Annotated in this window: 24 protein-coding genes; 15 read left to right on the top strand and 9 right to left on the bottom strand. The window is 70.9% G+C overall.

What is annotated here, in order from left to right; all coding sequences use genetic code 11:
* Positions 1–26 precede the first annotated feature (26 nt).
* Entirely contained in the window at positions 27–1157 is a 1131-nt protein-coding gene (locus OG718_RS15585; protein ID WP_328844411.1) for an endonuclease/exonuclease/phosphatase family protein, read from the bottom strand.
* A gap of 245 nt (positions 1158–1402) precedes the next feature.
* Between OG718_RS15585 and OG718_RS15580 the strand changes: the two genes are divergently transcribed.
* Entirely contained in the window at positions 1403–2110 is a 708-nt protein-coding gene (locus tag OG718_RS15580) for a response regulator transcription factor (RefSeq protein ID WP_143641842.1), read from the top strand.
* A 10-nt stretch (positions 2111–2120) separates the two neighbouring features.
* The gene (locus OG718_RS15575; RefSeq protein WP_328844410.1) at positions 2121–3212 is read left to right on the top strand and encodes a sensor histidine kinase; all 1092 of its coding nucleotides are present in this window, start codon (positions 2121–2123) and stop codon (positions 3210–3212) included.
* 24 nt (positions 3213–3236) lie between these two features.
* Here the strand turns inward: OG718_RS15575 and thrS are convergent, their stop codons facing one another.
* Positions 3237–4502 (bottom strand): threonine--tRNA ligase, encoded by a 1266-nt coding sequence (thrS, locus tag OG718_RS15570; protein WP_328844409.1) that lies wholly within the window; start codon positions 4500–4502, stop codon positions 3237–3239.
* Positions 4503–4943: 441 nt separating this feature from the next.
* Positions 4944–7085 (bottom strand): autotransporter, encoded by a 2142-nt coding sequence (locus OG718_RS15565; protein WP_328847768.1) that lies wholly within the window; start codon positions 7083–7085, stop codon positions 4944–4946.
* A gap of 263 nt (positions 7086–7348) precedes the next feature.
* Here OG718_RS15565 and OG718_RS15560 point away from each other — a divergent pair, with 263 nt between their 5' ends.
* The 4 genes from OG718_RS15560 (at position 7349) to OG718_RS15545 (ending at position 12742) form a co-directional block, all read left to right on the top strand.
* A complete protein-coding gene (locus OG718_RS15560) occupies positions 7349–8440 on the top strand; it encodes a glycoside hydrolase family 43 protein (RefSeq protein ID WP_143641845.1) in 1092 nt (363 codons plus the stop codon).
* Positions 8437–9849 (top strand): RICIN domain-containing protein, encoded by a 1413-nt coding sequence (locus tag OG718_RS15555; RefSeq protein WP_328844408.1) that lies wholly within the window; start codon positions 8437–8439, stop codon positions 9847–9849. The genes OG718_RS15560 and OG718_RS15555 overlap by 4 nt, the downstream gene beginning before the upstream one ends.
* A gap of 9 nt (positions 9850–9858) precedes the next feature.
* A complete protein-coding gene (locus OG718_RS15550) occupies positions 9859–10896 on the top strand; it encodes a rhamnogalacturonan acetylesterase (RefSeq protein ID WP_306936915.1) in 1038 nt (345 codons plus the stop codon).
* Between the two features lie 118 nt (positions 10897–11014).
* A complete protein-coding gene (locus OG718_RS15545; RefSeq protein ID WP_328844407.1) occupies positions 11015–12742 on the top strand; it encodes a DUF2264 domain-containing protein in 1728 nt (575 codons plus the stop codon).
* A 9-nt stretch (positions 12743–12751) separates the two neighbouring features.
* Here OG718_RS15545 and OG718_RS15540 read toward each other — a convergent pair whose 3' ends face one another.
* Positions 12752–13174: a hypothetical protein gene (locus OG718_RS15540; protein ID WP_328844406.1), complete on the bottom strand. Its 423-nt coding sequence runs from the start codon at positions 13172–13174 to the stop codon at positions 12752–12754.
* 316 nt (positions 13175–13490) lie between these two features.
* Between OG718_RS15540 and OG718_RS15535 the strand changes: the two genes are divergently transcribed.
* From OG718_RS15535 to OG718_RS15525, 3 genes are all read left to right on the top strand, one after another.
* On the top strand, positions 13491–13913 hold the full coding sequence (locus tag OG718_RS15535; protein WP_328847767.1) for a hypothetical protein: 423 nt from the start codon (positions 13491–13493) through the stop codon (positions 13911–13913).
* Positions 13910–14719 carry an isocitrate lyase/PEP mutase family protein gene (locus tag OG718_RS15530; protein WP_143641850.1) on the top strand — a complete coding sequence of 270 codons (810 nt, stop codon included), beginning with the start codon at positions 13910–13912 and terminating at the stop codon, positions 14717–14719. The genes OG718_RS15535 and OG718_RS15530 overlap by 4 nt, the downstream gene beginning before the upstream one ends.
* Positions 14720–14789: 70 nt before the next feature.
* Positions 14790–15212, top strand: a complete 423-nt coding sequence (locus OG718_RS15525) for an NUDIX hydrolase (protein ID WP_328844405.1) — start codon at positions 14790–14792, stop codon at positions 15210–15212.
* Here OG718_RS15525 and OG718_RS15520 read toward each other — a convergent pair.
* The 4 genes from OG718_RS15520 to OG718_RS15505 all read right to left on the bottom strand — a co-directional run bounded on the left by OG718_RS15520 (position 15199) and on the right by OG718_RS15505 (position 18644).
* Positions 15199–15924, bottom strand: coding sequence for a hypothetical protein (locus tag OG718_RS15520; protein WP_328844404.1), 726 nt, complete (start codon positions 15922–15924; stop codon positions 15199–15201). The two genes, OG718_RS15525 and OG718_RS15520, sit on opposite strands and share 14 nt — an antisense overlap.
* Positions 15925–15940: 16 nt before the next feature.
* Positions 15941–17329: a hypothetical protein gene (locus tag OG718_RS15515; protein ID WP_328844403.1), complete on the bottom strand. Its 1389-nt coding sequence runs from the start codon at positions 17327–17329 to the stop codon at positions 15941–15943.
* A 136-nt stretch (positions 17330–17465) separates the two neighbouring features.
* A complete protein-coding gene (locus tag OG718_RS15510) occupies positions 17466–18044 on the bottom strand; it encodes a TetR/AcrR family transcriptional regulator (protein WP_143641854.1) in 579 nt (192 codons plus the stop codon).
* Positions 18045–18152: 108 nt separating this feature from the next.
* The gene (locus OG718_RS15505) at positions 18153–18644 is read right to left on the bottom strand and encodes an FBP domain-containing protein (RefSeq protein ID WP_328844402.1); all 492 of its coding nucleotides are present in this window, start codon (positions 18642–18644) and stop codon (positions 18153–18155) included.
* 71 nt (positions 18645–18715) lie between these two features.
* Between OG718_RS15505 and OG718_RS15500 the strand changes: the two genes are divergently transcribed.
* The 3 genes from OG718_RS15500 (at position 18716) to OG718_RS15490 (ending at position 21011) form a co-directional block, all read left to right on the top strand.
* Positions 18716–19285, top strand: a complete 570-nt coding sequence (locus tag OG718_RS15500; RefSeq protein ID WP_143641856.1) for a TetR/AcrR family transcriptional regulator — start codon at positions 18716–18718, stop codon at positions 19283–19285.
* A gap of 103 nt (positions 19286–19388) precedes the next feature.
* Positions 19389–20567, top strand: coding sequence for a GDSL-type esterase/lipase family protein (locus OG718_RS15495; RefSeq protein ID WP_143641857.1), 1179 nt, complete (start codon positions 19389–19391; stop codon positions 20565–20567).
* A gap of 21 nt (positions 20568–20588) precedes the next feature.
* Positions 20589–21011: a hypothetical protein gene (locus OG718_RS15490; protein WP_143641858.1), complete on the top strand. Its 423-nt coding sequence runs from the start codon at positions 20589–20591 to the stop codon at positions 21009–21011.
* 133 nt (positions 21012–21144) lie between these two features.
* Here OG718_RS15490 and OG718_RS15485 read toward each other — a convergent pair whose 3' ends face one another.
* Entirely contained in the window at positions 21145–22470 is a 1326-nt protein-coding gene (locus tag OG718_RS15485) for a jacalin-like lectin (protein WP_328844401.1), read from the bottom strand.
* Between the two features lie 263 nt (positions 22471–22733).
* On the opposite strand from OG718_RS15485, the gene OG718_RS15480 reads away from it, so the two are divergent.
* The 3 genes from OG718_RS15480 to OG718_RS15470 all read left to right on the top strand — a co-directional run bounded on the left by OG718_RS15480 (position 22734) and on the right by OG718_RS15470 (position 26178).
* Positions 22734–24443: a PHP domain-containing protein gene (locus OG718_RS15480; RefSeq protein ID WP_143641860.1), complete on the top strand. Its 1710-nt coding sequence runs from the start codon at positions 22734–22736 to the stop codon at positions 24441–24443.
* Positions 24440–24940: a hypothetical protein gene (locus OG718_RS15475; protein ID WP_143641861.1), complete on the top strand. Its 501-nt coding sequence runs from the start codon at positions 24440–24442 to the stop codon at positions 24938–24940. The genes OG718_RS15480 and OG718_RS15475 overlap by 4 nt, the downstream gene beginning before the upstream one ends.
* A gap of 281 nt (positions 24941–25221) precedes the next feature.
* Complete coding sequence (locus OG718_RS15470; RefSeq protein WP_143641862.1) at positions 25222–26178, top strand: helix-turn-helix domain-containing protein; 957 nt, start codon at positions 25222–25224, stop codon at positions 26176–26178.
* Positions 26179–26188: the final 10 nt, after the last annotated feature.

Genomic DNA, 26188 nt, shown 5'->3' with positions numbered 1-26188 from the left:
GGGAACAACGGGGCCTCCGCGCGGTGTCACCAGCTGACTGTGGCCGCCACCGGCAGGTGGTCGCTGCCGGTGGCCGGCAGTACCCACGAGCGCTGCGGCTCCACGCCGCGGACCAGGATCTGGTCGATCCGTACGACCGGGAACCCCGCCGGCCAGCTGAAGCCGAAGCCGTCCCCGGCCGTCTCCTGGGCCGAGCGCAGCTGCGAGGTGAGGCCGGCGAACGCGCGGTCGTCCGTCGTGCCGTTCAGGTCGCCGAGCAGCACCACCCGCTCGTTGCGCTCGGCCGCGACGGCCTTGCCGAGCGCCTGCGCGCCGTCGTCCCGCTGCCTGGTGGACAGGCCGGCCCGGGGATTGACGCGTACGGACCCCAGGTGGGCCACGTACACCGCCAGCGGCCCCTGCTCTGTGGCCACCGTGGTGCGCAGCGCCCGGGGGGTCGCCGCCTTCTCCTCGGCCGACAGGTTCTCCGCCAGCGGCCCGGCCATGCCCAGCATCGCGACGTCGACCGTCCGGGTGTCCGACAGCGGCAGCCTGCTCCACAGCCCGACCGTGCCCTTCACCGCGTGGTACGGGTACGCCTTCGCCAGCCCCTTCTCGTACGCGTCCCGGGCCTGCCCGGTCATCTCCTCGAGAGCCAGCACGTCCGCCCCGGAGGCCGCCAGTTCGCGGGCGGTGCCGGCCGGGTCGGGGTTGTCGGCGCCGACGTTGTGGCTGACCACGGTGAGGTCGCCGCCCGGATGGGACTTGTCGCCGAGCAGCGGGCCGAAGAGGTTCAGCCACACCAGGACCGGCAGCAGCAGCGCGGCCACCGCGGAGGCGGAGCGGCGCCACAGCGCTCCGGCCAGCAGCACCGGCACGAACAGGCCGAACCACGGCAGGAAGGTCTCCACCAGGCTGCCGATGTTCTTGAACCCGTCCGGGATCCGCGCGTGCAGCAGCATGAGCAGGCCCAGCAGCAGCGCCAGCGCCGTGAGCACCGGGCCCCGCTTCCAGGGTCCCGGCCCGGAAACGATGTGGACCGCCCGGCGGATGCCCGCACGCCAGGCACCGGAGCCGCCACCACCCCGGCGGCCGGCGTCGCTCTCACCGGCCTCCGCGGTGTCCCGCGCGTCGGCGGCCACGGTTTCCTGGGTGTCCTGCTGGGGGGTGGTCGTCATCGTGTGGAGGCTCCCGGTGGACCGGACGGGAGTCGCCCGGGATCGTTCTGGTTCGTCTTCGGGGCGGGCGGAATCTCGTCGTCGACGACCGCCGGGCCGTCAGGCGCGGTCGCTCGGGTACGGCCGGCTCCCGTTCGTGCTGGTTCGCTGCGGGACATGCCCCCAGTCAAGGCAGGGCGGTGTTGCAGGGACGTATGCGGTTTTCGATATGCCGACGATATGTACCGACTCGTAGCATCGACCGTATGCGTGTGCTGATCGTCGAGGACGAGCCCTTTCTGGCGGAAGCCATCCGCGACGGCCTGCGCCTGGAAGCGATCGCCGCCGACCTCGCGGGTGACGGCGACACCGCTCTGGAACTGCTGAGCATCAACACCTACGACATCGCCGTCCTCGACCGAGACATCCCGGGCCCCTCCGGCGACGAGATCGCCAAACGCATCGTCGCCTCCGGCAGCGGCATGCCGATCCTCATGCTCACCGCCGCCGACCGGCTCGACGACAAGGCCTCCGGGTTCGAACTCGGCGCCGACGACTACCTCACGAAACCCTTCGAACTCCGCGAACTCGCGCTCAGGCTCAGGGCCCTCGACCGCCGGCGCGCCCACAACAGGCCGCCCGTACGCGAGATCGCGGGCCTGCGTCTCGACCCGTTCCGCAGAGAGGTCTACCGCGACGACCGTTACGTCGCGCTGACCCGGAAGCAGTTCGCCGTACTCGAAGTCCTCGTCGCCGCCGAAGGCGGTACCGTCAGCGCCGAGGAACTCCTGGAACGCGCGTGGGACGAGAACGCCGACCCGTTCACCAACGCCGTGCGCATCACCGTCTCGGCCCTGCGCAAACGCCTCGGCGAACCCTGGATCATCGCCACCGTGCCGGGCGTCGGCTACCGCATCGACACGCAACCGGACGCCGGACACGGGGCCGGACACGGGGGAGCGGACCGTGGATAGGCGGCCCGGTGTGAGCGTTCGCCTCAAACTCACCCTCAGCTACGCCGGATTCCTCATGCTCGCGGGCGCCCTGCTGCTCACAGCGGTGTGGTTGTTCCTCCTGCGTTATGTCCCCGATCGCGCGATGCTCTACAACCCCGACGACCGGCCCACGGGTGGTGTCTTCCCCGTCCGGTCCGCCCTCCTGGACGTCTTCGCTCCGAGGGCGGCCGCGGTACTGGTGTTCCTGCTGGTGTTCGGTCTCCTGGGAGGGTGGATCCTCGCCGGCCGCATGCTCGCCCCGCTGACCCGCATCACGGACGCCGCACGCACCGCCACCAACGGGGCGCTCTCCCACCGGATCCGGCTACCGGGCCGCAAGGACGAGTTCCGTGAACTCGCCGACGCCTTCGACGCGATGCTCGCCCGGCTCGAAGCGCACGTCGCCGAGCAGCAGAGATTCGCAGCCAACGCCTCTCACGAACTGCGCACCCCACTGGCGGTCTCGAAGGCACTGCTCGACGTGGCACGCGCCGATCCGAACCAGGACGCCGGTGAGGTCATCGACCGCCTCCACGCCGTCAACACGCGAGCGATCGACCTCACCGAGGCACTGCTCCTGCTCAGCCACGCCGACCAGCGGTCCTTCACCCGAGAACACGTCGACCTGTCCCTCCTCACGGAGGAAGCCACCGAAACGCTCCTCCCTCTCGCCGAGAAGCGTGGCGTCACCGTCGAAACCTCCGGCGACATCGCCCCCGTCCTCGGATCGCACGCGCTCCTGCTGCAGCTGACCACGAACCTCGTGCACAACGCGATCGTCCACAACCTGCCCGAAGGGGGCACCGTGCGGGTCGACACCAGCGTCCGACCCGGCACCGTGGTGCTCACTGTCGAGAACACCGGCGAGAAGCTCACCCCACAACGGGCCTCGACACTCACCGAGCGATTCCAGCGCGGCACCGAACGCGTACACACCGACCATGCGGGCGTCGGACTCGGCCTGGCGATCGTCAGAACCATCGCCCAGGCGCACGACGGAACACTCACCCTCACCCCGCGCTCCGCCGGAGGGCTCCACATCACGGTGGAACTACCCGCCGCGACCTCCGGCGTGAGCTGACCTACGAAGGACTGCGGGCCGTGCTCAGGCCGAGCCGTCCCACAGCTCGGTGCTGTGGGACTCGGCCAGTGACGCGACCCGGTCGACGACCTCCTCGGCCGGTCGTGGTTCGAGGCGGCGGCCGTCGCGCAGACGGAGTGCCACCCGGTCGTCCACGGCCTCCTTCGCGCCGATCACCGCCTGGTACGGGACCAGACGGGACTCCCGGACACGAGCGCCCAGGCTGCCGCTCTCCGGGCCGGCGATCTCGGCCCGCAGGCCCCGTTCGGCGCAGCGGGCGGCGAGGGAGGCGGCGTTCGGGAGCTCCGCGTCCGAGATCGGCAGGATCACCAGCTGGGTCGGGGCGAGCCAGGGCGGGAAGGCGCCGCCGTGCTGCTCGACGAGGTGCGCCACGGCACGCTCCACGCTGCCGATGATGCTGCGGTGGACCATCACCGGCCGGTGCTTGCCGCCGTCCGCGCCGATGTAGTGCAGGCCGAACCGCTCGGGCTGGTGGAAGTCGACCTGCACGGTGGAGAGGGTGGACTCCCGGCCCGCGCCGTCCGCGACCTGGACGTCGATCTTCGGACCGTAGAACGCGGCCTCGCCCTCGGCCGCCTCGTACGGCAGCCCCGAGCGGTCCAGGACCTCGGTCAGCAGCGCGGTGGACCGCCGCCACAGTTCGGGCGCGGCGACGTACTTGCCACCGGGGCCGGGCAGGGAGAGCCGGTAGCGGACCGGGTCGATCCCGAGCGCCTCGTACGCCCGGCGGATCATCTCCAGTGCCGCGCCCGCCTCGTCGGCCACCTGGTCCAGGGTGCAGAAGATGTGGGCGTCGTTGAGCTGGATCGCTCGTACGCGGGTGAGGCCGCCCAGTACGCCGGACAGCTCGGAGCGGTACATGCCGCCCAACTCCGCCATTCTGAGCGGGAGTTCACGGTAGCTGTGGGAGCGGGAGCGGTAGATCACCGCGTGGTGGGGACACAGGCTCGGGCGCAGCACGACCTGCTCCGAGCCCAGTTGCATCGGCGGGAACATGTCCTCGCTGTAGTGCGACCAGTGCCCCGAGATCTCGTACAGCTCCCGCTTGCCGAGCACCGGCGAGTACACGTGCCGGTAGCCGGCCCGGCGCTCCTCGCCGCGGATGTACTCCTCCAGGGTGTGCCGCACGGTCGCGCCGTCGGGCAGCCAGTACGGCAGCCCCGCGCCGATCAGCGGATCGGTGTCGAACAGATCCAGCTCACGGCCGAGCCTGCGATGGTCGTGACGGTTGCCGTGGTCGTGGCTGCTGTCGGTGATGTTGTCGTTCATGGTGGCGGTCTCCTCGTGGACGGGAAGGTGTCCGGGTGAGTGACCGGGTACGCCGAAGCCCCGGGGCACTCGCCCCGGGGCTTCGGACTGGCTCATGAGTCAGCGCGCCGGGACACTCTCCGGCGTCGTCGTCATATGGGCGCGCTTCATGACGGGGACGGTAGCAAGGGGCCGGGGGAGCGCGCGCGGGATTTTCTCCGCGCACCGGCCGGGGCTCGTCCTCCCGGTCGCCGGGGGCCGCCCTCCCGGCCTCGGCCCGCATGACCTTTCAGGATCACCGCATGAGTGACGTCGCACCGCTCACCCCGCAGCTCGCCGACCAAGTCCGCGAGGTCTTCCAACTCCCGTCAGAGCGCGCCGAGTTCGAGCCATTCGCGCACAGCCTCAGGAACGGCGTCACGGGCGTGTGGCGCGTCACCGCCGGCGGGCGCTCCGCGGTCCTCAAGTTGCTGACCCGCGCCCGCCCCTCCTGCGCCCGCCCCTCCCGCGCCCCCGTCGACGCCTGGCCACCGGGATCATCAGTGTGGCCAGCAACCCCAGCGCGGCGGCGACCAGCCACCACGTACGCGGTATGGAGCTCTCGTCGGCAGCGTTCTGCGTACGCGCGGTCTTCGGTGCGGCCGACTCCGCGGCAGGACGGGCGGTCGCGGCCGGGCTCTCGGTGACGGCGGTCAGGACGACGTCGTTGCCGTCGCCGCCCCGGTAGCTGATCCGGTACTCGGCCTTGCCCACCTGGACCGCGGCGCCTTCCTTCAGCCCGGTGAACGTGCCGGTCGTCTTCGCCCTGCCCGCGTGGTCGATGAGCGTGACCGTCTCCGTCTGCGAACCCGATTCCGTCTTCGCCTTGGCTGTCGCCTTCGAGGAAGCGACCGAGCGGGCGTCCAGCTTCCCCGCCAGCGCGACCCTGCCCTCGACCTTCAACGCCTCACCCTGTACGACGAGTTGACCACCAGAGCGCTGTGTGTAGTTGCCGGTCACCGTCACCCCGCCCGAGACCTCGCCCGCATTGGTCACCGAGCCGACGACCGTGCCCTTGCCGGACAGGGAGGTGGACAGATCCAGCACCGCGCCGGGCGACTTGCGGACGTCGAGCCGTGCGCCGGAGGCCGTGAGGCGGATCGTCCTGCTGCGGGCCAGGCCCGTCCCGTCGAGCGCGAGCGTGCCCTTCGTGACGGTCGTCGTCCCGGTGTACGTCACCGCCGCACCCGTCAGGGTTGTCGTCGCCGCACCTGACTGAGTGAGCGAGCCGCTGCCGCTGATCCGGGAAAGGGCCAGCGGCTTGGAGGCGTTGCGGAGCACCAGAGAGCCGTCGTTGACCACCTTGTAGAGGTCGCCCCTGGTGTGGAGCCCGCCGTCGCCGCCCGCCTTTCCGCTGCCAAGCCGCAGGACCGCGCCCTTCTGGACGGTCGTGGAGCCGTCGTAGTACTGGACGGCGGCGAAGGTGACGTCGTTGCCCTTGGTCCCCTTGATGACGACGTCCCCGGCGCCGGGCGCGGACAGCGTGTCGTGGAACCGGCCGCCGCCGATGGGCGCGCCGAGCGTCACGGGCCCGTTGTAGTCGAACGTGAGCAGTGAACGGGACCTGGCGGCAAGCAGGTTGATGTAGACGGTCTCGGCCGTCCCCGGCATGAAGATCTTGCTGGTGGTCCCGTCGCCCCACTGGACGTCGGCACCCTTGATGTTGGTGCCGCGCTTGTTGACGTTCTTGCGTGCGGGCCGCCAGTTGAGCGCCGGGTCGCTGAGCGAGGGGTTGGTGTCCCCGCCCTGGTTCGACCAGCTGTACTGGCCGGTGAGGACGACCTTGCTGCCCGGCCGCGACTGGACGTTGATGTCGCTGCCGTACTCCCGCTGGTAGAAGTTCTGCCGCAGGGTGACCGTCCGGCCGAGCGGGGTGTCGACGGTCCAGGTTCCCTGGTTGAGGATGGCGCGGGCGTTCGGCAGGGACACCGGGTACTCGGACTTGCCCGCGTCCATCGCCGTGCCGTTGTCGATCACCCCGGTGAACGGGTGCGTGCCCGCGATGTCGAGCTTGCCCCACATGAACCGCGGCTGGCTGACCAGCCCCGAACCGCTGATCGTGCCGAGGTTGAAGGTCCGTACGAGGGAGAGCCGCAGCGTCCCGTCGACCTTGATGTTGAGCTGGTTCAGCCGATAGCCCGGGGTGTTGTACGGGAAGTGTCCGATCAGGCCCGTGCCGCCACCCGTTCCGTACTGGAGGGTCGCCCCGCGCTCGACGGTGATCGCGGGCGGGTCCGGGTTGCTCACGGTGGTGTACGGGTGGTTGCCGCCCTGGGTGCCGACCAGCTGCCGCTGCCGGGACTCGGGCAGCGTGAAGTCGCTGTTCTTGGTGAGGACCAGGGTGCCGGAGCCGCGCACGGTGAGCGTGCCCTCGCCCCGGAACACCCCGTCGTACGTGGTCTCCCCGGCCGGCACCGTCACCACGGTGTCTCCGCTCAGCGTCACGTCCCGGTCGGCGAGCACCGCCGTGGTGACGTCCTTCGCCCCGGCGGGCGCCGCCACCGCGGCCGGTGCCGTGACTCCTGCCGCGACGACGACGGCGAGCGCCCCGCAGGCTCCGGCCAGCCGCCCACGGATTCCCGCCGCCCGTCCATGAATCCCTGTCGCCCGTACGCGAATCCCTGCCGCCGGTACGCGGATGTTCTTGTTCACGTCCGTGGAGACGGGTGTGACCCGGGGCGGATAACAGAAACTTCGGTCGCAAAAGTTTCGCGCCTCGGATCGCTCCCGATCCGTTGACCTCCCCGGAACGCGCCCTTACGGTTTCGGCGTTTCTTAATGTCAGATGTTGTTCGAAATTGTGAACATGAGCGTGGAGGGACACACGCATGAGCCGCAGTGACGACGTCGCCCCGTCCGAAGTCCCCAGCCGAAGACTCGTCCTGAAGGGCGCCCTGGCCGCGGGCGCGCTCGCGGCCGCCGTACCCGGGGTCGCCGAGGCCGCCGCCGACGGGACCGGACCGGGCGGCCGGTACGTCAACCCGCTCGTCCGCAACCGCGCCGACCCGCACATCCACCGTCACAGGGACGGCTACTACTACTTCACGGCCACGGCCCCCGAGTACGACAGGATCATCCTGCGCCGCTCCCGGACCCTGCGCGGGCTGACCAGGGCCGCCGAGTCCGTGATCTGGACGAAGCACGCGAGCGGCGACATGGGCGCGCACATCTGGGCGCCGGAGATCCACCACATCGACGGCAAGTGGTACATCTACTTCGCCGCCGCGCCCGCGAACGACATCTGGGCCATCCGCATCTGGGTGCTGGAGAACGCGAGCCGCGATCCCTTCCGCGGGGAGTGGGTCGAGAAGGGCCAGTTGAAGACGGCGTGGGAGACCTTCTCCCTCGACGCCACGACCTTCACCCACCGGGGCACCCGCTATCTCGCCTGGGCGCAGCACGAGCCCGGCATGGACAACAACACCGCGGTCTGGCTGTCCGAGATGGCGGACCCGCTGACCCTGACGGGACCTCAGGTCCGGCTCACCACACCGGAGTTGCCGTGGGAGGTGATCGGTTACAAGGTCAACGAGGGCCCGTCGGTCATCAAACGCCACGGCCGCGTCTTCATGTCGTACTCGGCGAGCGCCACCGACTTCAACTACTGCATGGGCCTGCTGACCGCCGACGCCGACAGCGACCTCATGGACCCGGCCAACTGGTCCAAGTCGCCCACGCCCGTCTTCACCAGCAACGACACCACCGAGCAGTACGGCCCGGGCCACAACAGCTTCACCGTCGCCGAGGACGGCCGCACCGACGTCCTCGTCTACCACGCCCGCCAGTACAAGGACATCGTCGGCGACCCGCTGAACGACCCCAACCGGCACACCCGCATTCAACGGCTCGGCTGGAAGCCCGACGGCACCCCCGACTTCGGCATCCCCGTGGCCGACACCTCGAAGGAGAGTGTCCGATGAGACGTGCGTACGCGGTACTCCTCGCCCTCTGTCTGGCGCTGGCCGGCGCACTCGCCACCGCGGGCCCGGCCCAGGCGGCGCCCCAGACCGTCACCAACGGCACGCAGTTCACCGACACCAGCGGCAACCCGCTGCACGCCCACGGCGGTGGGGTCATCAAGGTCGGCTCGTACTACTACTGGTTCGGCGAGAACCGGAACAGTGACAACACCTTCCGGTACGTGGACGCCTACCGCTCGACGGACCTGAAGAACTGGGAGTTCCGCAACCACGTCCTCACCGAGGCGAGCGATCCGGAACTGGCGACCGCGAACATCGAGCGGCCGAAGGTCATGTACAACGCGTCCACCGGCAAGTTCGTGATGTGGATGCACAAGGAGAACGGCGTCGACTACGGCGAGGCCCGCGCGGCGGTCGCCGTCTCGGACACGGTCGACGGCAACTACACCTGGCAGGGCAGCTTCCGGCCGCTCGGCACGCACATGTCCCGTGACATCACGGTGTTCGTGGACACCGACGGCGCCGGATACATGATCTCCGCGGCCCGCGAGAACTACGACCTCCAGATCTACCGCCTGACCGCCGACTACACGGGCATCGCGAGCCTGGTCGCGGACCCCTGGCACGGCGGCCACCGCGAGGCCCCGGCGCTCTTCAAGCGCAACGGCGTCTACTTCATGCTGACTTCGGGCGCGACGGGCTGGAACCCCAACCAGCAGCAGTACGCCACGGCGACCTCGATCGCGGGCCCGTGGACGGCCATGACGAACGTCGGCGACTCTACGACCTACGGCTCACAGACCGCGTACGTCCTTCCCGTGCAGGGGAGTTCGGGCACCTCGTACCTCTACATGGGCGACCGCTGGGGCAACTCCTTCGGCGGCACGGTCAACGACTCCCGTTATGTGTGGCTGCCGTTGACGTTCCCGAGCTCGACCACGATGTCCATGTCCTGGTCCCCGGAGGTCACCGTCGACACGACCGCCGGGACGGTCACCGGAACGAGCGCCACGTACAACACGCTGATCGCCCGCAACTCCTCCAAGTGCGCCGACGTGACCAGCCAGTCGCTGTGGGCGGGCGCCCAGATCAAGCAGTACACCTGCAACGGCGGCAACAACCAGAAGTACTGGTTCAAGTCCGTGGGCAGCGGCTACTACCAGCTGAACGTGCGGAACAGCTCCCTGTGCGTTCAGGAGAACGCCAACACCGTCACCCAGGAGAACTGCAACTCCTCGGCGGCCAACCAGCAGTGGTCGCTCACCACCAGCGGCTCCTACGTGAGCGTCACCTCCCGCGCGAGTGGCGAGTGCCTGGACGTGAACGGCGCCTCCACCGCCGACTCCGCCGCGATCATCACGTACACGTGCAACGGTGCGACCAACCAGCAGTGGACCCGAGGAACCTGAGGAGTCGCGTTGAGACGCACGACGATCACCCTGCTGGCCACGCTGACCATCGCCACGGCCCTGTCCGCCGTCCCGGCCCAGGCGCACGGCCGTGGCATGGGACTGGAGAACTGCACGGCGACTGCATGCCACTTCGACGTCGCGCCCGGCACGTACGACGTACGCGTCCGGCTCGGCGGTGACACCGCGGCGAGCACCGGCATCACCGGGGAAACGCGACGCACCCTGCTCGCCGAGACGCCCACCGGGGCGGGCGAGCCGGTGACCCGCACGTTCACCGTGAACGTCCGCACCCCCGAGGGCGAACCCACCGGAGCCGAGGGCACGCCCGGTCTCGACCTGGTCGTCGGCGGCTCGGCACCCGCACTCGCCGACATCCGGGTCACTCCGGCCGCCGCCCGGCACACCCGGCAGATCTTCCTCGTCGGCGACTCCACGGTCTGCGACCAGCCGGGCGACCCCTACTCCGGCTGGGGCCAGCAACTCCCGCAGTACCTCCGCAAGGGCGTCTCGGTCGCCAACTACGGGGATTCAGGGGAGAGTACGGTCACCTACCTCGCCGACCCGCGGCTCTTCGGGACCGTCCAGCCGCTGATCCGCAGGGGCGACCTCGTCCTTGTCCAGCTCGCCCACAACGACAAGCAGACCGACGAGGCCACGTACCGCGCGAACCTGGAAACACTCGTCGCGGGCGTACGGGACAAGGGTGGCCGTCCGGTTCTGGTCACCCCCATCGTCCGCCGCTGGTTCAACAGCGACGGCACCCTCAACAACGGCACGGCCCTGCTGGTGAACGGCCTCGGCGTCGACCATCCGGCAGTCACCCGCTCGGTCGCCGCCGCGCACGACGTGCCGCTCATCGACCTCACGGCCAGGACGAAGGCCCTGGTCGAGTCGCTGGGTGTCGAGGGCTCCAAGGCGCTCTACCTCTACAACGAGAAGAGGGACAACACGCACACCTCCGCGTACGGCGCGACGGCGTACGCGGAACTCGTCCGTGACGAACTCCTTGCCCAACACCTGGTGCCCGAGCGCCTGGTGAGGTGAGCTGGACTCCTGGGGCGTCCCGTCCGGAACCGGGGCGTCCCAGGTACGCATCCCTGGGGCGCCCCGGGGGCCCGTACGCATTGCCCGTTCCACCCGAGCGAGACAGGAAGCCCAACCGATGTCCGCACGCCCCGCCGGAGTCCCCGAGGACCGCACCCTCAGCCCGCACACCGGCTGCACACGCGCCCATTGGGAGGCGGCAGCCGACTCCCTGCTCGCGGCCGTCGAACCGTACGCGACCGAGGACCGAGCCCTCTACCACCTGCCCGGCGAGCACACGAGCTGGTCGGGCCGCCTCTCCGACGGCCTGGAGGGATACGCCCGTACGCTGATGCTGGCGGCCTTCCGCCGCGACGAGAAGGCCCTGGAGCGGTACGCCGAAGGCCTCGCCGCCGGAACGGCCGGCGTCTGGCCCAGCGTCGAGGACCGCAGCCAGCCCCTCGTCGAGGCCGCCTCCATCGCCCTCGCCCTGCGCCTCACCCGGCCCCTCCTCTGGGACCGGCTCGACGACGGCGTACGGCAGCGGGCCGCGGCCTGGCTCGGCGGCGCGCTGACGGCCGAACCCTGGCCCTGCAACTGGGAGTTGTTCCCGGTGACGGTCGGCGGCTTCCTGGAGGAGATCGGCTACGAGACCGCGCTGTCCCGTGCCGCGGTCGACCGGGGCCTCGACCGCATCGAGAAGTGGTACGTCGGCGACGGCTGGTACACCGACGGCGACGGGCGCGCCTTCGACTACTACAACGGCTGGGCCATGCACCTGTACCCGGTGCTGCACGCCTGGCTGGCCGACGACGAACGGCTGCTGGATCTCTACGGCGGTCGCCTCTCGGCCCATCTCGCCGACTACGCCCGCCTGTTCGGGGGCGACGGCGCGCCGATGCACCAGGGCCGCTCACTGACGTACCGCTTCGCGACGACCGCCCCCCTCTGGCTGGGAGCGCTCACCGGCCGTACGCCCCTGTCGCCGGGGGAGACGCGGCGGCTGGCGTCCGGCGCGCTGAAGTACTTCCTCGACCGGGGAGCTGTCGACGACCGCGGCCTGCTCACCCTCGGCTGGCACGGCCCCGACTCCGCTGTCCTCCAAGGCTATTCGGGCCCCGCCTCCCCGTACTGGGCGAGCAAGGGCTTCCTCGGTCTGCTGCTGCCGCCGGACCACGAGGTGTGGACGGCGCAGGAGGAACCCGGCCCGGCCGAGCGGGCGGACGCGGTGACAGCCGTCGCCGCACCCAACTGGCTACTGCAGTCCACGAGTTCGGACGGCCTGGTCCGCCTCCACAACCACGGCAGCGAGGACGTCCGCTACGACCCCTACTACACACGCCTCGCGTACTCCACGGTGACGACGCCCTCACCGTCGTACGACAACAGCGTGTTCGTCGGAGACGATCCGGGCCGTACCGGGATCGAGCCGTTGGGCGTGGGCGAGGGCTGGGTGGCCTCCCGGCACACGACGGCCTCCGGTGCCCGAGTCACGAGCCTCGTGCTGGCCGAGGGTGCGGTGGAGGTACGGGCGTTCCGGGTGTCGGGCGCGCCCGAGGGGACGGCGGTGCGTGTCACGGGATGGGCGGCGGGGGAGAGCGGCGCGCGCGCCGAACTCCAGCCTGTCCAGGGCTTGTTGAGCGACACCGACGGATTGACCGGTGCCATGGCCGCCGTGGACACCGTCTTCGTCGCACTCGCCCGCCTCACCGCCGAGCCGGAGCCGGTCCCGCTGGAGGAGTCGGTGGCCGTGACCGTCCTGGCGGGGACGAACGAGATCCACGTCCGCTGGAGCGGCGGGCGAGAAGTGCGGGCCCGGCTGGACGACGGCGCGGTCGCGGTCGGCACCGCGCGGCCGGGCGCCTGAGCGCGCGGGTCACAGGCGTCGGTTCTGGGGCAGCCGTGTGATCTCGACGAACACGGCCACGGACACCGCCGTGGCCGGAGCGAAAGCGGCGAACTCGTCCCAGTGGGAATCGCCGAGACCCGGCATCTTCGCGGACAGGAGCCGGGCGAGACCCCAGCAGACGGCCCACGAGGTCAGGAAGGCCGGCCAGCGGTGCCGCACTCCTTTGATCACGTCGTCGAGCATGGCCACCCACACGATGACCGTCATGAGCGACGGCGTCACGACGTCGTCGTCCGGGGTGAACACCGCGAAGACGGCCCCCATGGCCAGACCGAACAGCAACGCCCGCACCAGGGGCCCCGCCGCGGCCGGACGGCGTGGCATGTCACGGGGCAGCCAGAAGAACCGCCGCACGCTCCGGACGAAGCCGTGCTTCCCCTTGTCGGCCATCGCGCCGTCCTCCCCCGTACCGGGCACGCAGGGGTGCCCGGCGTTGGTTGAGACGCCCGAGTCCCGGCAGGGGTTGCACGGAGGGAGCGGGTCCGACTCAGGGGCCGGGGCCCCGGACCGTTCGGCGAGCGCCGAAGCGTTCCGCCCCTAGCGTTGCCGTATGACCACGTCCGAAGCGCGCGCAGTATCCGGAGCGCCTCAAACACCCGCGGTGCCGGCCGCCCCTGCGGCCCCCGGAGCACCTGCGACCTCCATGGCACCGGTGGAGAGTGCCCCGGCCACCGACGACCGCGACCCGGCGGAAGCCGTCACCGCCATGGTCGACCACGTCCTCGCGCTGGCCGCGACCTGGACCGCCTGGGACGGGACGCCCGCCCAGGCCGACGACCGCGTCCACACCCCGCACAAGGCCGTCCGCCGGGTCGCCGACCACATGGTCGACCACCTCGCCGAACTGGAGGCACGGCTCGTCGGTGAGCGCCCGCTGCCCGACCACTGGCACGCCTCCGCGACCACCACACCCGCCGATCTCGCGCCCTTCACCCAGGATGACCTGGACGAGGCCCGCAGCAGGCTCGGCCGGCTGGCCCGGATCTGGGCGAACCGGTTGTCCGCGCTCACCGAGGAACAGCTCGACCACTCGCCCGGCGACGGCTGGACCTTCCGCCAACTCGCCTTCCACCTCACGGGATCCACGTACTACGCCGACGCCGTCGGAGACCTGGACGGTGCGTCGTGACCGCGTTCGCCGCGCTTCACCACACCGACGCCCCGCTGCTGCTCCCCAACGCCTGGGACCACGCCTCGGCGGCGGCCCTGGCCGCACAGGGCTTCGCGGCGGTCGGCACGACCAGCCTGGGAGTGGCCGCGGCCGCCGGACTGCCCGACGGGGTGGCGGCGACCCGCGACGCGACACTGAACCTGGCCCTGGCGCTGGGCAACGGCCCGTTCCTCCTCTCGGTCGACACCGAGGGCGGCTTCAGCGACGACCCGGACGAGGTCGCCGGGATGGCCCGCGAACTGGCCGCCGTCGGGGCCGTGGGCATCAACCTGGAGGACGGCCGCCCCGACGGCACCCTGGCACCCGCCGAACTCCACGCGGCGAAGATCGCGGCGGTGAAGTCCGCCGTACCGGGCCTGTTCGTGAACGCCCGGACCGACACCCACTGGCTGGGCGACGGTGACGGCGGCGGTGACATGGACGACACGAGCCGCCGCCTCGACGCCTACCAACAGGCGGGCGCCGACGGCGTGTTCGTCCCGGGCCTCTCCGACCCGGCCCGGATCACCGCCCTGCTGAAGACCCTGGAGGCTCCTCTCAACATCCTCTACTCGCCCACGGGCCCGACCGTGCCCGCCCTCGCCGACCTGGGCGTACGCCGTGTCAGTCTCGGTTCGCTCCTCTACCGCAGGGCCCTGGGCGCTGCTCTGGAGACGGCTGCCCTGATCCGGTCGGGCCGGCCCGTCGAGGGGCCCGCGCCGACGTACGGCGAGGTGCAGGCGCTCGTACGGCCAGGCTCACAACGGCCGGACGCCCTTGGGTGACCCTGGTAGCGTTGATGTTTTCGTGGGTATAGAACCCTGTGGACTCCGACCGGCGAGGGACCGAGGAACCATGGACATGGAGATCCCCGGCGACAAGCGACTGGCGGCCGCCGTCGTGATGCACGAAGGCCGTGTGCTGTTGGTGCGCCGCAGCGAGACCGAGCGGTTCCTCCCCCTGGTGTGGGGTGTTCCCTGCGGAAAGCTGGAGCCCGGCGAGAGTCCCGAGGACGGTGTGCTGCGGGAGCTCAAGGAAGAGACGGGCCTTCTCGGCGAGGTCGTCCGGAAGGTCGGCGAATCGTCCTTCGTGAGCGAGTACCAGGGGCACGAGATCAAGAACTGGCAGCAGAACTTCCTGGTCAAGCCCCTCTCCTGGCACATCACCCTCCAGAAGCCGGACCAGAGGTACGTCTGGCTGAGTCCCGCCGAACTCCACAGCGTCGACATCGACGCGTACAACCTGGACATCGTCCGTCAGGCCCTCACGAGCTTCTGAGCAACTCCGCCAGCGCGTCGAGTTCGGCCAGATAGCCCGCCACGTCGAGCGGCACCTTCGGCACGGACCCCGGATGCGGCCCCGCCGCCGTGAACACGTCGGTGTGCTCCCGCCGTCCGTTCCCCGTCTCCAGGAAGAGCGTCACCGTCGGCTCGGCCGTGTCGCACCACGCCCGGTGCAGGGTGTGCGCCGGCAGGGCGTAGGTGCTCCCTGCCGCGTACTCCGCGACCTGCGTGAGGTGCAGCCGGGCCGGACCCGTCGGCTCCAGCAGCCAGTCGGCCGACCCGTCCGCCAGGGACTCCCGGTAGCGGTCCGCCTCGATGCCGCCGCCCTCCCGGGGCGCGTACAGCTCCATCGCCAGCCGCCCCCGTACGACATAAGAGGCAAGCGGGGAACGGTGGTTGTGGATGTCCTCCTTGCCGATCGCCCCGCGCCCCGCATGCCACAGATGGGCGCGCAGCATGTGATGCGGGCCGCCGTCGATGAGCAGGAGCTTGTCGAAGCCGAGGACATGGCGGTACGAGAGGCGGGCGCAGGCGCCCGGATCGCCCTCACCGGAGGCGAGTTCGGCGGTCAGCTCCAACAGGCGGTCCGGGGAGCCCAGTTCGGCGACGACCGAGCGCGCCGCCAACACCCTTTCGTGCTCGGGCAGTTCGCCGCCCAGTGCCTCGGCGAGCAGCCTCCGCGCCGCCAGGACCTGCCGACCACCCATGCACGCTTCTCCAGTCTCAGCCACTCGGTCGGTATACCCATACGGCATGCGCCCGCAGCGCCGAAAGACCCTGATAGGTCATCCACATGGGGCGGCGCAGTTCGCTGGTGTCGTCGCGGACCCAGGTCCATATGCCGTCCGTCTGCCCCGCCCATACCGCGCTCACCGCGCCGCTCAGGCGCTCCCGCCACTCCTCCTCAAGGCCGTCCTCCAGGGCGATGTCCCGGGCGCCGGGGGTGAGCAGTGCGCGGACCACCCAGGAAGCGGTGAAGTGCCGTACGTTCAGGACCTCGTGGCGGGACGGGTCGTCGGTGCGGGGCCTGCGCACCTCCTCGCGGAGGTTGGCCAGATCCAGGCAGGCGTCGTGCGGGGCGTCCGGGCAGGCCAGCAGCCAGCGCACACCGTCCTCGCGAGCCGCGCGGCCGTTGGCGCTCTCGCCGCCCAGCACCCGGGCCGCACGGTCCAGGGCGACCACGGCCTGTGCGGTGTGCAGCGGAGACGGCGGGCCGTGGAACGGCGCGAGCCGGTAGCCCCAGCAACGCCGGTGCTGGCGACGCGGATCGGTGACCGCGCCCTCCACCAGCGCGTCCCGCAGCAGCGGCAGCGCGTCCGAGCCCGGCGCGGCACGCAGCAGACCGCGCAGCACGGTCGTCACGACATGCGTCAACTCCCGTCCCGTACGGTCGAGGTCATGGGTGAAGCCCGCCTCGCAGTGCGCCACCTCCGCCGCCAGCCGCTCCCGCGAGGCCCCCGCCCGGGCCAGCGCGCCCAGCACCAGGGCGGTCACCTCCGGACGGGCCTCGGACCCCTGCGAGCGTGCCGACCAGCCGCCGTCGGGCAGCCGCAGCCGCCACAGCGTGTCCACCAGGTCGCCCGCGCCGATCCGTCCCTCGGGCATCCCGAGGTCGAGCATGATGTGCAGGCCGTACGCGGTACCCACCGAGGTGGGCCGGCCGGGGCCGCTCTCGTCGAGGGAGTGGGGCCACCCGGTGAGCCGCCCGCGGACCGGGTCGTCGACCACGCAGACCTGTTCGGCGAGGGTGTCGTACGAGGCGGAGAACAGCGCGGCGAGCGGGCCGGGCCCCGACAGAGCCGCGGCGTTGACCGTCAACTGCCCGGGCGGCACAGGGGTGTTGTCCGCGTACCGGGACCGGAGCAGCGCCGCCGACAGCCAGGCCGCCATGGCCGTCGCTAGCCCGCTCACCACGGCGATCGCGTACCGCGCGGACTCCCCGTCGATACTGTCCGGCAGCACCCCTACCAGGGACTGGAACACCGCGTAACCGGCCGCCGCGCAGCCCAGGCCGCCCAGCCATCGCACGATTCGCGCGGGGCGCGGGCCATGGGGCACGTGCGGATCGGGATCCCGCCTGGACGCGTCGCGTCGGAGCTGCTGTTGGGACACTGCGCGCTCCCTCTCCCAGGGCGGCACTTGAAACGGCGAAGTTTCCAGTCTAAGTGGTCAGGGGGGCACCTGGGGTAGGGCAACTCATGCGTGAAAGGCGCGTGTTCGTCGTGGCCGGTCGTGCGTTGTCCGCGCCCTACGGGGCGTTCGCCGTCGGCCAGTTCTCCAGCAGCACATGGAGGGCCTCGACCGTCCGGTTCCAGGACGTCTGTACGTCACGGGCGGCGCCGAAGCCGCCGGAGGCCTCCAGGGCGCAGTAGCCGTGGAAGGTGCTTCTCAACAGGCGGACGGCGTCGGTGAGATCGGGTTCGTCGAGGCCGTACGCGCGGAGCATCCCGTACGTGACCTCGCCGGTCCGGGCGAAGACGGGGGAGGAGGCGACGAGGGCCTGGTCGATACGGATCTGCGTGGCCGCGTAACGCCCCGGCCGCTCCAGCGCGTACTCCCGGTAGGCGTCGGCGAAGGCGGCCAGGGCGTCCTTGCCGGCCCTTCCGGCCACCGCCGTGGAGATCCGGTCGACCATCTCGCCGCCCGCGAGGAGCGCGACCCGGGTGCGCAGGTCGTGCAGGCTCCTGACGTGCGAGTACAGGCTCGCGTCCTTCACACCGAACCGCCGGGCCAGCGCGGACAGCGTGACGCCCTCGAAGCCGACCTCGTCCGCGAGGTCGGCGGCGGCCTCGACGAGACGGTCGGCCGTGATCCCGGCACGGGCCATCGTCAACCATCTCCTAGGGGCTCTGGCCAAAAGCCTGGAGATGGTAGCAACAAGCAGGCCATTCCGCGGCGGACCGCCGGACGCCGACGACGTGCCGGGCGGGCCGCTTCATGCGGTGACCTTTGCGATGAACGCGGCGAGATTCGCGACGGTCCGCTGGATCTTCTCCTCCAGGGTGAGCGACTCGGGGAGCCGCGCGCCGACGCCCGCGTCCTTCCTGCCCCGCACGTACAGCGGGCAGGCGAGGTCGCTGCACATGTAGGCGCCCACGGAATTGCCCTGCTGCCCGGCCCTGCCCGCCTTCGCGGCGACGAGCAGCGAGACGCCCCCGGTGTGGGTGGTCAGGCATATCGAGCACATGCTGCGCCGCGTCTGCCAGGAGGAGGCGCCGGTGCCGCGCAGCGCGAGCGCCACCGGACGGCCGTCCAGCTCGGTGGCGAGGTAGGCACGGTCGGGGGCCTGTGGGTCGCGCCAGCCGAGGAAGTCCAGCTCGTCCCACGGCCGTTCGGCCAGGTCGCGGGGGACGGACAGGCGCTTCGACTCGCCCTTGGTGCAGTTCACGAACGCGGTACGGATCTCTTGCTCGGTCAGCGGCTTCATGAGAGGCAGGCTAATTTGCCTAAAGGTGTTAGGCAAATGCATAATAGTTGTCGGCAAGAGAGAGGCTGGTTATGGTTCGAGTAGGGCTGACCACGGAGCGCCTGACCCGGGCGGGGGCGGAGCTGGCCGACGAGGTCGGCTTCGACCACGTGACCGTCTCGGAACTCGCCCGGCGATTCGACGTCAAGGTCGCGAGTCTGTACTCGCACGTGAAGAACTCGCACGACCTCAAGACCCGGATCGCCCTGTTCGCGCTGGAGGAACTCGCCGACCGGGTCGCCGCCGCCCTCGCCGGGCGGGCCGGCAGGGACGCCCTGGCCGCCTTCGCGGATGCCTACCGCGACTACGCCCGGGAGTACCCCGGTCGCTACGACGCCGCCCGGTTCAGGCTCGACCCCGAGACGGCGGCCGCCAGCGCCGGCGTCCGGCACGCGCAGATGACACGGGCGATCCTCCGCGGCTACGACCTGACGGAACCGGACCAGACACACGCGGTCCGGATGCTGGGCAGCGTCTTCCACGGCTACGTGAGCCTGGAGATGGCCGGAGGCTTCAGCCACACCGCTGTCCCCTCGCAGGAGTCCTGGGCCTGGACCCTGGACTCCCTCGACACCCTGCTGCGCAACTGGACCGCGCACTGACCGGCAAGGTCCGCCGCCGCGCCGGAGGCGGTCCGCCGCGCCGCACACCGGCGCATCCGAACCGTACGAACCATCTGAAACTGTTGATCAACAGGTTGAGGCAATGAACACCGATCACGACTGGATCACCACACCTGTCACCGCGGACATGCTGCGCGGTTTCCTCGACGTGGAGCCGACCGCACACGGCCTGCTGCCTCATCGCCTGCCCGCTCGGGCCCGTCGGCAGATCCCCGACGACCAACTCGCCGTGGCCGAGGCCCAGCCCTCCGGCGTGCGGCTGGTCTTCCGCACCAGGGCCACCGTCATCGAACTGGACACACTGCCCACCAAGCGGGTCTACCGAGGCTTCCCGGCCCCGGCGGACGGTGTGTACGACCTGCTGGTCGACGGCCGTCTCGCCGCCCAGGCCACGGTGGCCGGCGGCAACCTGCGCACGATCGTCGACATGGTCACCCAGGCCGCCGAACTGACCGAGGGGCCCGCCGGCACCGCCCGGTTCACCGAACTGCCCGCGCGTGAAAAGGACGTCGAGATCTGGCTTCCGCACACGGAGATCACCGAGTTGATCGCCCTGCGCACCGATGCGCCCGTCGAGCCGGCGCCGGACAGCGGCCGCAAGGTGTGGCTGCACCACGGCAGTTCGATCAGTCATGGCTCGAACGCGGCCCACCCGACCGCCATTTGGCCGGCCCTGGCCGCGAGCCGGGGCGGGGTGGAACTGGTCAACCTGGGCTTCGGCGGCAGCGCGCTGCTCGACCCGTTCACCGCGCGCGCGATGCGGGACACTCCCGCGGACCTGATCAGTCTCAAGATCGGCATCAACATCGTCAACGCCGACGCGATGCGCCTGCGCGCCTTCACCCCCGCGGTCCACGGCTTCCTCGACACCGTCCGCGAGGGCCATCCGACCACCCCGCTGCTGGTCGTGTCCCCCGTCCTGTGCCCGGTCCAGGAGGACACTCCCGGCCCCCTCGCGCCCGACCTCGACGGCGGAACCCTGCGGTTCAAGGCCACGGGCGACCCCGCCGAACGTGCCGCCGGGCGCCTGACGCTCAACGTCATCCGCGACGAACTCGCCCGGACCGTCGCACAGCGGGCGGCCGACGACCCGAACCTGCACTACCTCGACGGCCGTGACCTCTACGGTGAGAAGGACTACGCCGAGTTCCCGCTGCCCGACGAGGTCCACCCCGACCCCGCGGGACACCGCCGCATCGGCGAGAACTTCGCACGGCTCGCGTTCGGTGAGGGCGGCCCCTTCGCCACCGGGACCGGATGACCAATTGCTGAGGGAGCAGCCATGAGAGTGCCCGAAGAGCCGCCACCCCTCACATCACCCACGTCCCCGAAGGCGACCATGCTGCTGTCACACCTCCCGGAAGGGCTCCGGGCGCGTCTCGTCCCCGTCGAAGCCGCCACCACGCTCTTCTGCGCCCTGTGCTGGAAGGTCCTCGCCTTCGCGATGTACGCCGAGGGCTACGACCTCGATCCCAGCGCCCCGGTCCAGCCCGCAGGCGACGACCAGATCGAACTGCTCGCCCTGCTCTTCGCCTGCTCGGTCCCGGTCACCTGGCTCCTCGGCAAGGTCTCCCCGCCCGGCCTGCGCACCGCCGTGGACAACGTCGTGGTCGTGCGCCTCGCCGTGGCCCTGGCCCTCTCCCTGGTGATGTTCCTGGGCCTGCTCACCGGAATGCGCATCCCCCTGCTGGGCTGGACGATCTGAACGGCCACCACGAGCCGAGCCCTCCGAACAGTCCGGCACACAGCCCCGAACAGCCCGCACACACAGCCGCCCGGACAGGCGGTACAGCACCTGTCCGGGCGGACGTTCGTCGGTCGGGCCGACGCCGACGGGATCAGCCGATCGGCGCGTACACCACACCCAGCTTGTCGATCTCCTCGCCGGAGCGGCCCGTGAAGCCGACGATCTGCCAGCCGGCCGGGGCCGTGTACGTCACCGCGTCGGACGTTGCCGAACCGGCCGCCACCGTACGGGACCTGTCGGTGGTGAAGGCCGCCGAGAAGACCCGGGTCCGGCCGTCCTTCTGGCCCCGGGTGAGCTTGACCGAGGTGAGGTGCTCACCGGCGGCGAGGGTGAGCGAGGCGGCCGTACCGCCCGTGCCGCCGTGGGGCAGGGACGTACCGCCGTCGAGCGTGAGCGACACCGCGTCCAGGCGGGAGGCACCGCGCAGCGTCAGCGTGCGAGGCGAGGGCGTGGCCGGAAGGTCGTCCGCGTCGTTGAAGGCCGTGCCGTGCGGGCCGCCGAACGTGTCGCTCGCCCGGAGCTTCGCGGGCAGCGTCCAGGAGAAGTCGACGGCGTGCGGGAAGTGGTCGGAGAGGTTGCCGCCCGCCGAGTCCAGGAACTTCGCCCAGTCGTTGTTGTAGCGGGTGGCGGAGAGGTTCACCAGGTCGCTGCCCCGGTAGAGGACCTTGTCCACGACCTCGCAGTCGTTCGTCGGCACGGTGGTGGGGCAGACGATCGCGTCGCTGCCCTGGGCCGGGGCGTTGCCGCCGCGCACCTGCTGGACCCACGCGTCCGTCAGACCGTTCTCGCTCGCCAGCAGGCGGATGTTGTCGCCCGCGCGGGTGTAGCGGGTGTTGGTGTCGCCCATGACGATCACCGCGTTGCCCGAGGAGTTGGCCGTGATGAAGGCCGAGAGCTGCTCGACGTTCTTGCGGCGGGCGGCGAGGGCGTCGTCCGTGGAGTCCGCGTTCGTGTGCACGTTGTAGAGGTCGACGAAGACGCCCTCGGCCAGCCGGACCCGGGCGAGCGAAAAGCCCTTGGGCGTAAGGCAGTTGGTGCCGGTGCAGTCGTTCCACCTCACGCGCTGGAAATCGTCGAACGCGTAGTCCGAGAGGGTGTTGAGCCCGTCACCGAAGGGCACACCGCCGCTGGTCGCCGTGCGGTACGGGTGGTTGTCGCCCGCGTACAGCGCCGCGTGGTAGTTGAAGTCCTCCTGCACGTTGACGATGTCGTACGCCCCGAGGCGCGGCGAGATCAGCGGGGTGTTCTTCTCCGGACTGCCGGAGCTCAGCCCCTCCGGGAGGCCCGCGACGTTGTACGTGAGGACGTTGAAGGTGCCGGAGGAGGGGGCCGCGGCCGCGGCGGGCGTCGAAGTGACGGCGGTGAGCCCGGCGAAGGCCAGCGCGCCGGCCATCAGGGAGCCTATGAGTCTTCTCATGGTGGGGGCGTCTCCAGTCGGAGGAAACAGGGAGCGGATCGGGGTTCAGGGGTACTGCGGGGATCGGAAGAAAGTTGAACGCTGTTCAGGTTCAAGGTCAACCAGTGTGACGGACAAGGACAGTTGGGGGAACAGTGGGAGACGAGGTGACCTGCCGTGTCGGTGTCGCCCGGCGATCACCGTGGCTTTGGCCAAAGTTCATGTTTCGCATCGAGTCTCCATACGCGCGTCCGCACCGGCGGCGCCGGACACAGGAGGCCGACATGGGGCACAGCCACGGGCACGGGCACCACCACCATCACGACCACGACCACGGTCATGAGGGCGGTACGGCGCTGCCCGCAGCCTTCGACACCTCCGTACCCGACGAGGCCCTGACGCCCGACCAGCGGTCGCGCCGCTCCATGCTGCGCCGCGCGGGCCTGCTCGGCGCGGGCCTGGCGACCGCCGGAGTCCTCGGCGGCGCGACGAGCGGGACGGCGGCCGCCGCCCAGCCGGCGTCCGGAGGCCGGAGAAAGAAGGGCTTCCTCTGGCTGGCGGGCGACCACCACATCCACACGCAGTACAGCAGCGACGGCAAGTACCGCGTCGTCGACCAGGTCCGCCAGGGCGCCAAGCACGGCATGGACTGGCTGGTCATCACCGACCACGGCAGCGTCGCGCACGCCAAGATCGGTGTGGACAAGGTCAACCCGGACATCAAGGCGGCCCGTGACGCCTATGAGGACACCCTCGTCTTCCAGGGTCTGGAGTGGAACATCCCGGGCGCCGAGCACGGCACGGTCTTCGTGCACCCCGGCAGGAACGAGGTCTCCGTCCTCAAGCAGTTCGAGACCGACTACGACGGCAGCGTCAAGAACGCCTCCGGCTCCTCGCCCGCCAACGAGGCGCTCGCCATCGCGGGTCTCGCCTTCCTCGGCGACCAGGTGAAGCGGCGCAAGGTGAAGGACGCGCTGATGCTCGCCAACCACCCGGCGCGCCGCGGTGTCGACTCCCCGCACGAGATCCGCGCCTGGCGCGACGCGACGCCCGCGAGCCACCAGATCGCCGTCGGCTTCGAGGGTGCGCCCGGCCACCAGGCGGCCGGTCTGCCCGCGCCCCTCGGCATGGGCCGGGCCCGGGGCATCTACGACAACAACCCCGGCGTCGACTCCTTCGCCGGCTACCCGCCGGAGAGCTACCGCACCTGGGGCGGCTTCGACTGGATGACCGCCACCGTCGGCGGCCTGTGGGACAGCCTGCTCGCCGAGGGCAAGGCCTGGTGGATCAGCGCCAACTCCGACTCGCACCAGGTCTACGCGGACACCGCCGCGCGAGGCGGCGGCGACTTCAACGCCAACGGCCGCTACGACGACCCCGTCTACGCCGGCAAGATCGACATCACCCAGGGCGACTACTGGCCCGGCCAGTACAGCCGCACCCACGTCGGCTCCGACGGCTTCTCGTACGCCGCCGTCATGGACGGCATCCGGGCCGGCCGCGTCTGGGTCGACCACGGCCAGCTCCTCAGCGGCCTCGACGTCCGCCTCTCCGGCGGCAGCCGCTGGGCCACCCTCGGCGGCGCACTGCACGTCAAGAAGGGCACGAACGTCACGCTCACCGTGGACATCGCCCTCGCCGACGGCCCCAACTGGGCTGGTTTCGTGCCGAAGTTGGCCCGTGTGGACGTCATCCAGGGTGACGTCACAGGACCGGTCGCGGACAAGGACACCTTCACCGCGCCGACCGCCAAGGTCGTCAAGTCGTACGAGGTCAACAAGTCCACGGGCACGGCCCGGATCACGTACTCCCTCGGCCGCGTCGACCGCCCGCTGTACGTCCGCCTGCGCGGCTCCGACGGCAAGCGGTCCGCCGTCGGCTCGCGGGGTGCGGCGGTAGACCCCGCGGGCCCGGCGATCGACGTCGTCGGCGACGCAGACCCGTGGAACGACCTGTGGTTCTACTCGAACCCCGTGTGGGTCCTGCCCGCGTGAACCAGCACGTCATCACGGTCGACACCGACATACGCGACCTGCGTGCGGCCGACCACCTGCTGCTGGAGCTGGCAGCCGAACTCGCCCTCCACGAAGGCGCGTTCGGCTGCACCCACCTGGTGCGCGGGGAACGGCCGAGGGTGGTGCTGTCGTTCGCGACGGCGTCCCCCGAGGCCGCCCGCGGCCTCACCGCGAAGGGCTACGAGGTGACGACCGGCGCACCCGATGAAGTGGGCCGGGCCGTCGTCTACCCGGGGGCGGCCGCCCTGACCGGCACGGTGACGGTCGCGGAGCTGCTGTCCGGTTCCGCGATCGACCGCGTCACCGTGCTGGGGTCGCCGGGTGAACCCCCGCCGGACCAAAGGGTGGTGACGCGGGATCATGTCCGACCGCAGTGGCAGGAAGGCGACCTGGTCCTGACCCTGATGCCTGCGGTGGGAGGGGTGCTGGTCCCGTTCGAGGTCCCGGACCCCACGCCGTGCTGCGCGGACCACTGACCGGTTCGACACGACGGACCTTGCCTGGACGGGCTTACAAGGTGGTGTGGGCGGAGGTCCGGGTACCGGGCCGGTGACGCCGGTGACGGAGCAGCCGGCTGGAACTGTGGTGAGGGTCCCAGCCGACGTCGCTCCCCCAGAAAGAAGGTACGGAGGCGGCGGCGCGGCGGGTCTCCAGTTCCCGCCCGGCCCGTCTCCGATTCGCGCCCAGAAACCGGGTAACTCTCAAGTGGGTCAATCGATATACCGATAAATACCCGGGCAAGTCAGGGAGCGGTTCCATGAGCGGTGGCGCCTTGCACGTACACCAGGCCACTGTGGGCGAGTTACAGACGGCCGCGTCCACGGTCCTCGCGCCACTCGCGGTGACTGCCCCAAGAGCGGGGGCAGGTACGGGAGTTGGAGCGGGCGAGTTCCGGGCCGACATCGACGCGGCGGCGGTCGGGCGCGCGGCGGTGGCGCGAATCCGGGGTTCCGGACATCTGGTCCAGCGGTCGGCGCGGGCGATCTCGTCCACCGATCCCGAGTTGCTGAAGATCACGCTGCACGGATCGCCCGAGCCCGCCGCGGCGGATCAGGGCGGCAATCAATCCCGGGCACACAGCGGCGACTTCGTGGTCTTCGACATGACGCGCCCGTACCGATTAGCCGTCGCCGACGGCTGTGACGTCATGGCCGTCGGCATCTCGCGCACCGAACTGGGGCGGCACGCCGACTCGGTGGCCGCCCGGGCGGCCCGTCGTCTGCCGGCCGACACCGGTGCGCAGGCGGTGCTCGCCATGTTCCTCCAGGGGCTCGGCCGCCATCTCGACGAACTGGCGGGACCGGCCCAGACCCACGCGGGGGACGCCCTGGTGTCCCTCCTCCTCGCGGCCTTCACGGAGACCGAGCCGGGCCGGACGGACACGGCCACCGAACTGGTCGACCGCATCCGCGTCTACGCGCTGGCGAACATCTCCGACCCGTCCCTGTGCGTCGACTCGGTCGCGGCGGCCCACGGCATCTCGGCCCGCCAGCTGCACCGCCTCTTCCACCGCGCCGGCGCCCCCTTCGCGGCCTGGCTCCGCGGCGAACGCCTCGCCCGCATCCGCCGCGACCTCCTCGACCCCGCCCACGACGGCCGCACGACGGCCGCCGTCGCCGCCCGCTGGGGCCTCCACGACCCACGCCACCTGTCCCGCGCCCTCAAGTCCCAGTGCGGCAGAACGGCCCGCGAGCTGCGCCTGGAAAGGCGGTGAGTGGAACGGT

It is taken from the genome of Streptomyces sp. NBC_00258, from assembly GCF_036182465.1.
In the GTDB taxonomy this organism is placed as follows: Bacteria; Actinomycetota; Actinomycetes; order Streptomycetales; family Streptomycetaceae; genus Streptomyces.
Note: the sequence above shows the minus strand (reverse complement) of the source record. Positions and strands in the feature narration are given on the sequence as shown.

Bases quoted from the DNA above. Each gene is read 5' to 3' on its own strand.
- OG718_RS15585 (WP_328844411.1), bottom strand. From the start codon at position 1,157: ATGACGACCACCCCCCAGCAGGACACCCAGGAAACCGTGGCCGCCGAC.
- OG718_RS15580 (WP_143641842.1), top strand. From the start codon at position 1,403: ATGCGTGTGCTGATCGTCGAGGACGAGCCCTTTCTGGCGGAAGCCATC.
- thrS (WP_328844409.1), bottom strand. From the start codon at position 4,502: ATGAACGACAACATCACCGACAGCAGCCACGACCACGGCAACCGTCAC.
- OG718_RS15560 (WP_143641845.1), top strand. From the start codon at position 7,349: ATGAGCCGCAGTGACGACGTCGCCCCGTCCGAAGTCCCCAGCCGAAGA.
- OG718_RS15555 (WP_328844408.1), top strand. From the start codon at position 8,437: ATGAGACGTGCGTACGCGGTACTCCTCGCCCTCTGTCTGGCGCTGGCC.
- OG718_RS15545 (WP_328844407.1), top strand. From the start codon at position 11,015: ATGTCCGCACGCCCCGCCGGAGTCCCCGAGGACCGCACCCTCAGCCCG.
- OG718_RS15540 (WP_328844406.1), bottom strand. From the start codon at position 13,174: ATGGCCGACAAGGGGAAGCACGGCTTCGTCCGGAGCGTGCGGCGGTTC.
- OG718_RS15535 (WP_328847767.1), top strand. From the start codon at position 13,491: ATGGTCGACCACGTCCTCGCGCTGGCCGCGACCTGGACCGCCTGGGAC.
- OG718_RS15525 (WP_328844405.1), top strand. From the start codon at position 14,790: ATGGACATGGAGATCCCCGGCGACAAGCGACTGGCGGCCGCCGTCGTG.
- OG718_RS15520 (WP_328844404.1), bottom strand. From the start codon at position 15,924: ATGGGTGGTCGGCAGGTCCTGGCGGCGCGGAGGCTGCTCGCCGAGGCA.
- OG718_RS15510 (WP_143641854.1), bottom strand. From the start codon at position 18,044: ATGGCCCGTGCCGGGATCACGGCCGACCGTCTCGTCGAGGCCGCCGCC.
- OG718_RS15505 (WP_328844402.1), bottom strand. From the start codon at position 18,644: ATGAAGCCGCTGACCGAGCAAGAGATCCGTACCGCGTTCGTGAACTGC.
- OG718_RS15500 (WP_143641856.1), top strand. From the start codon at position 18,716: ATGGTTCGAGTAGGGCTGACCACGGAGCGCCTGACCCGGGCGGGGGCG.
- OG718_RS15495 (WP_143641857.1), top strand. From the start codon at position 19,389: ATGAACACCGATCACGACTGGATCACCACACCTGTCACCGCGGACATG.
- OG718_RS15490 (WP_143641858.1), top strand. From the start codon at position 20,589: ATGAGAGTGCCCGAAGAGCCGCCACCCCTCACATCACCCACGTCCCCG.
- OG718_RS15485 (WP_328844401.1), bottom strand. From the start codon at position 22,470: ATGAGAAGACTCATAGGCTCCCTGATGGCCGGCGCGCTGGCCTTCGCC.
- OG718_RS15480 (WP_143641860.1), top strand. From the start codon at position 22,734: ATGGGGCACAGCCACGGGCACGGGCACCACCACCATCACGACCACGAC.
- OG718_RS15470 (WP_143641862.1), top strand. From the start codon at position 25,222: ATGAGCGGTGGCGCCTTGCACGTACACCAGGCCACTGTGGGCGAGTTA.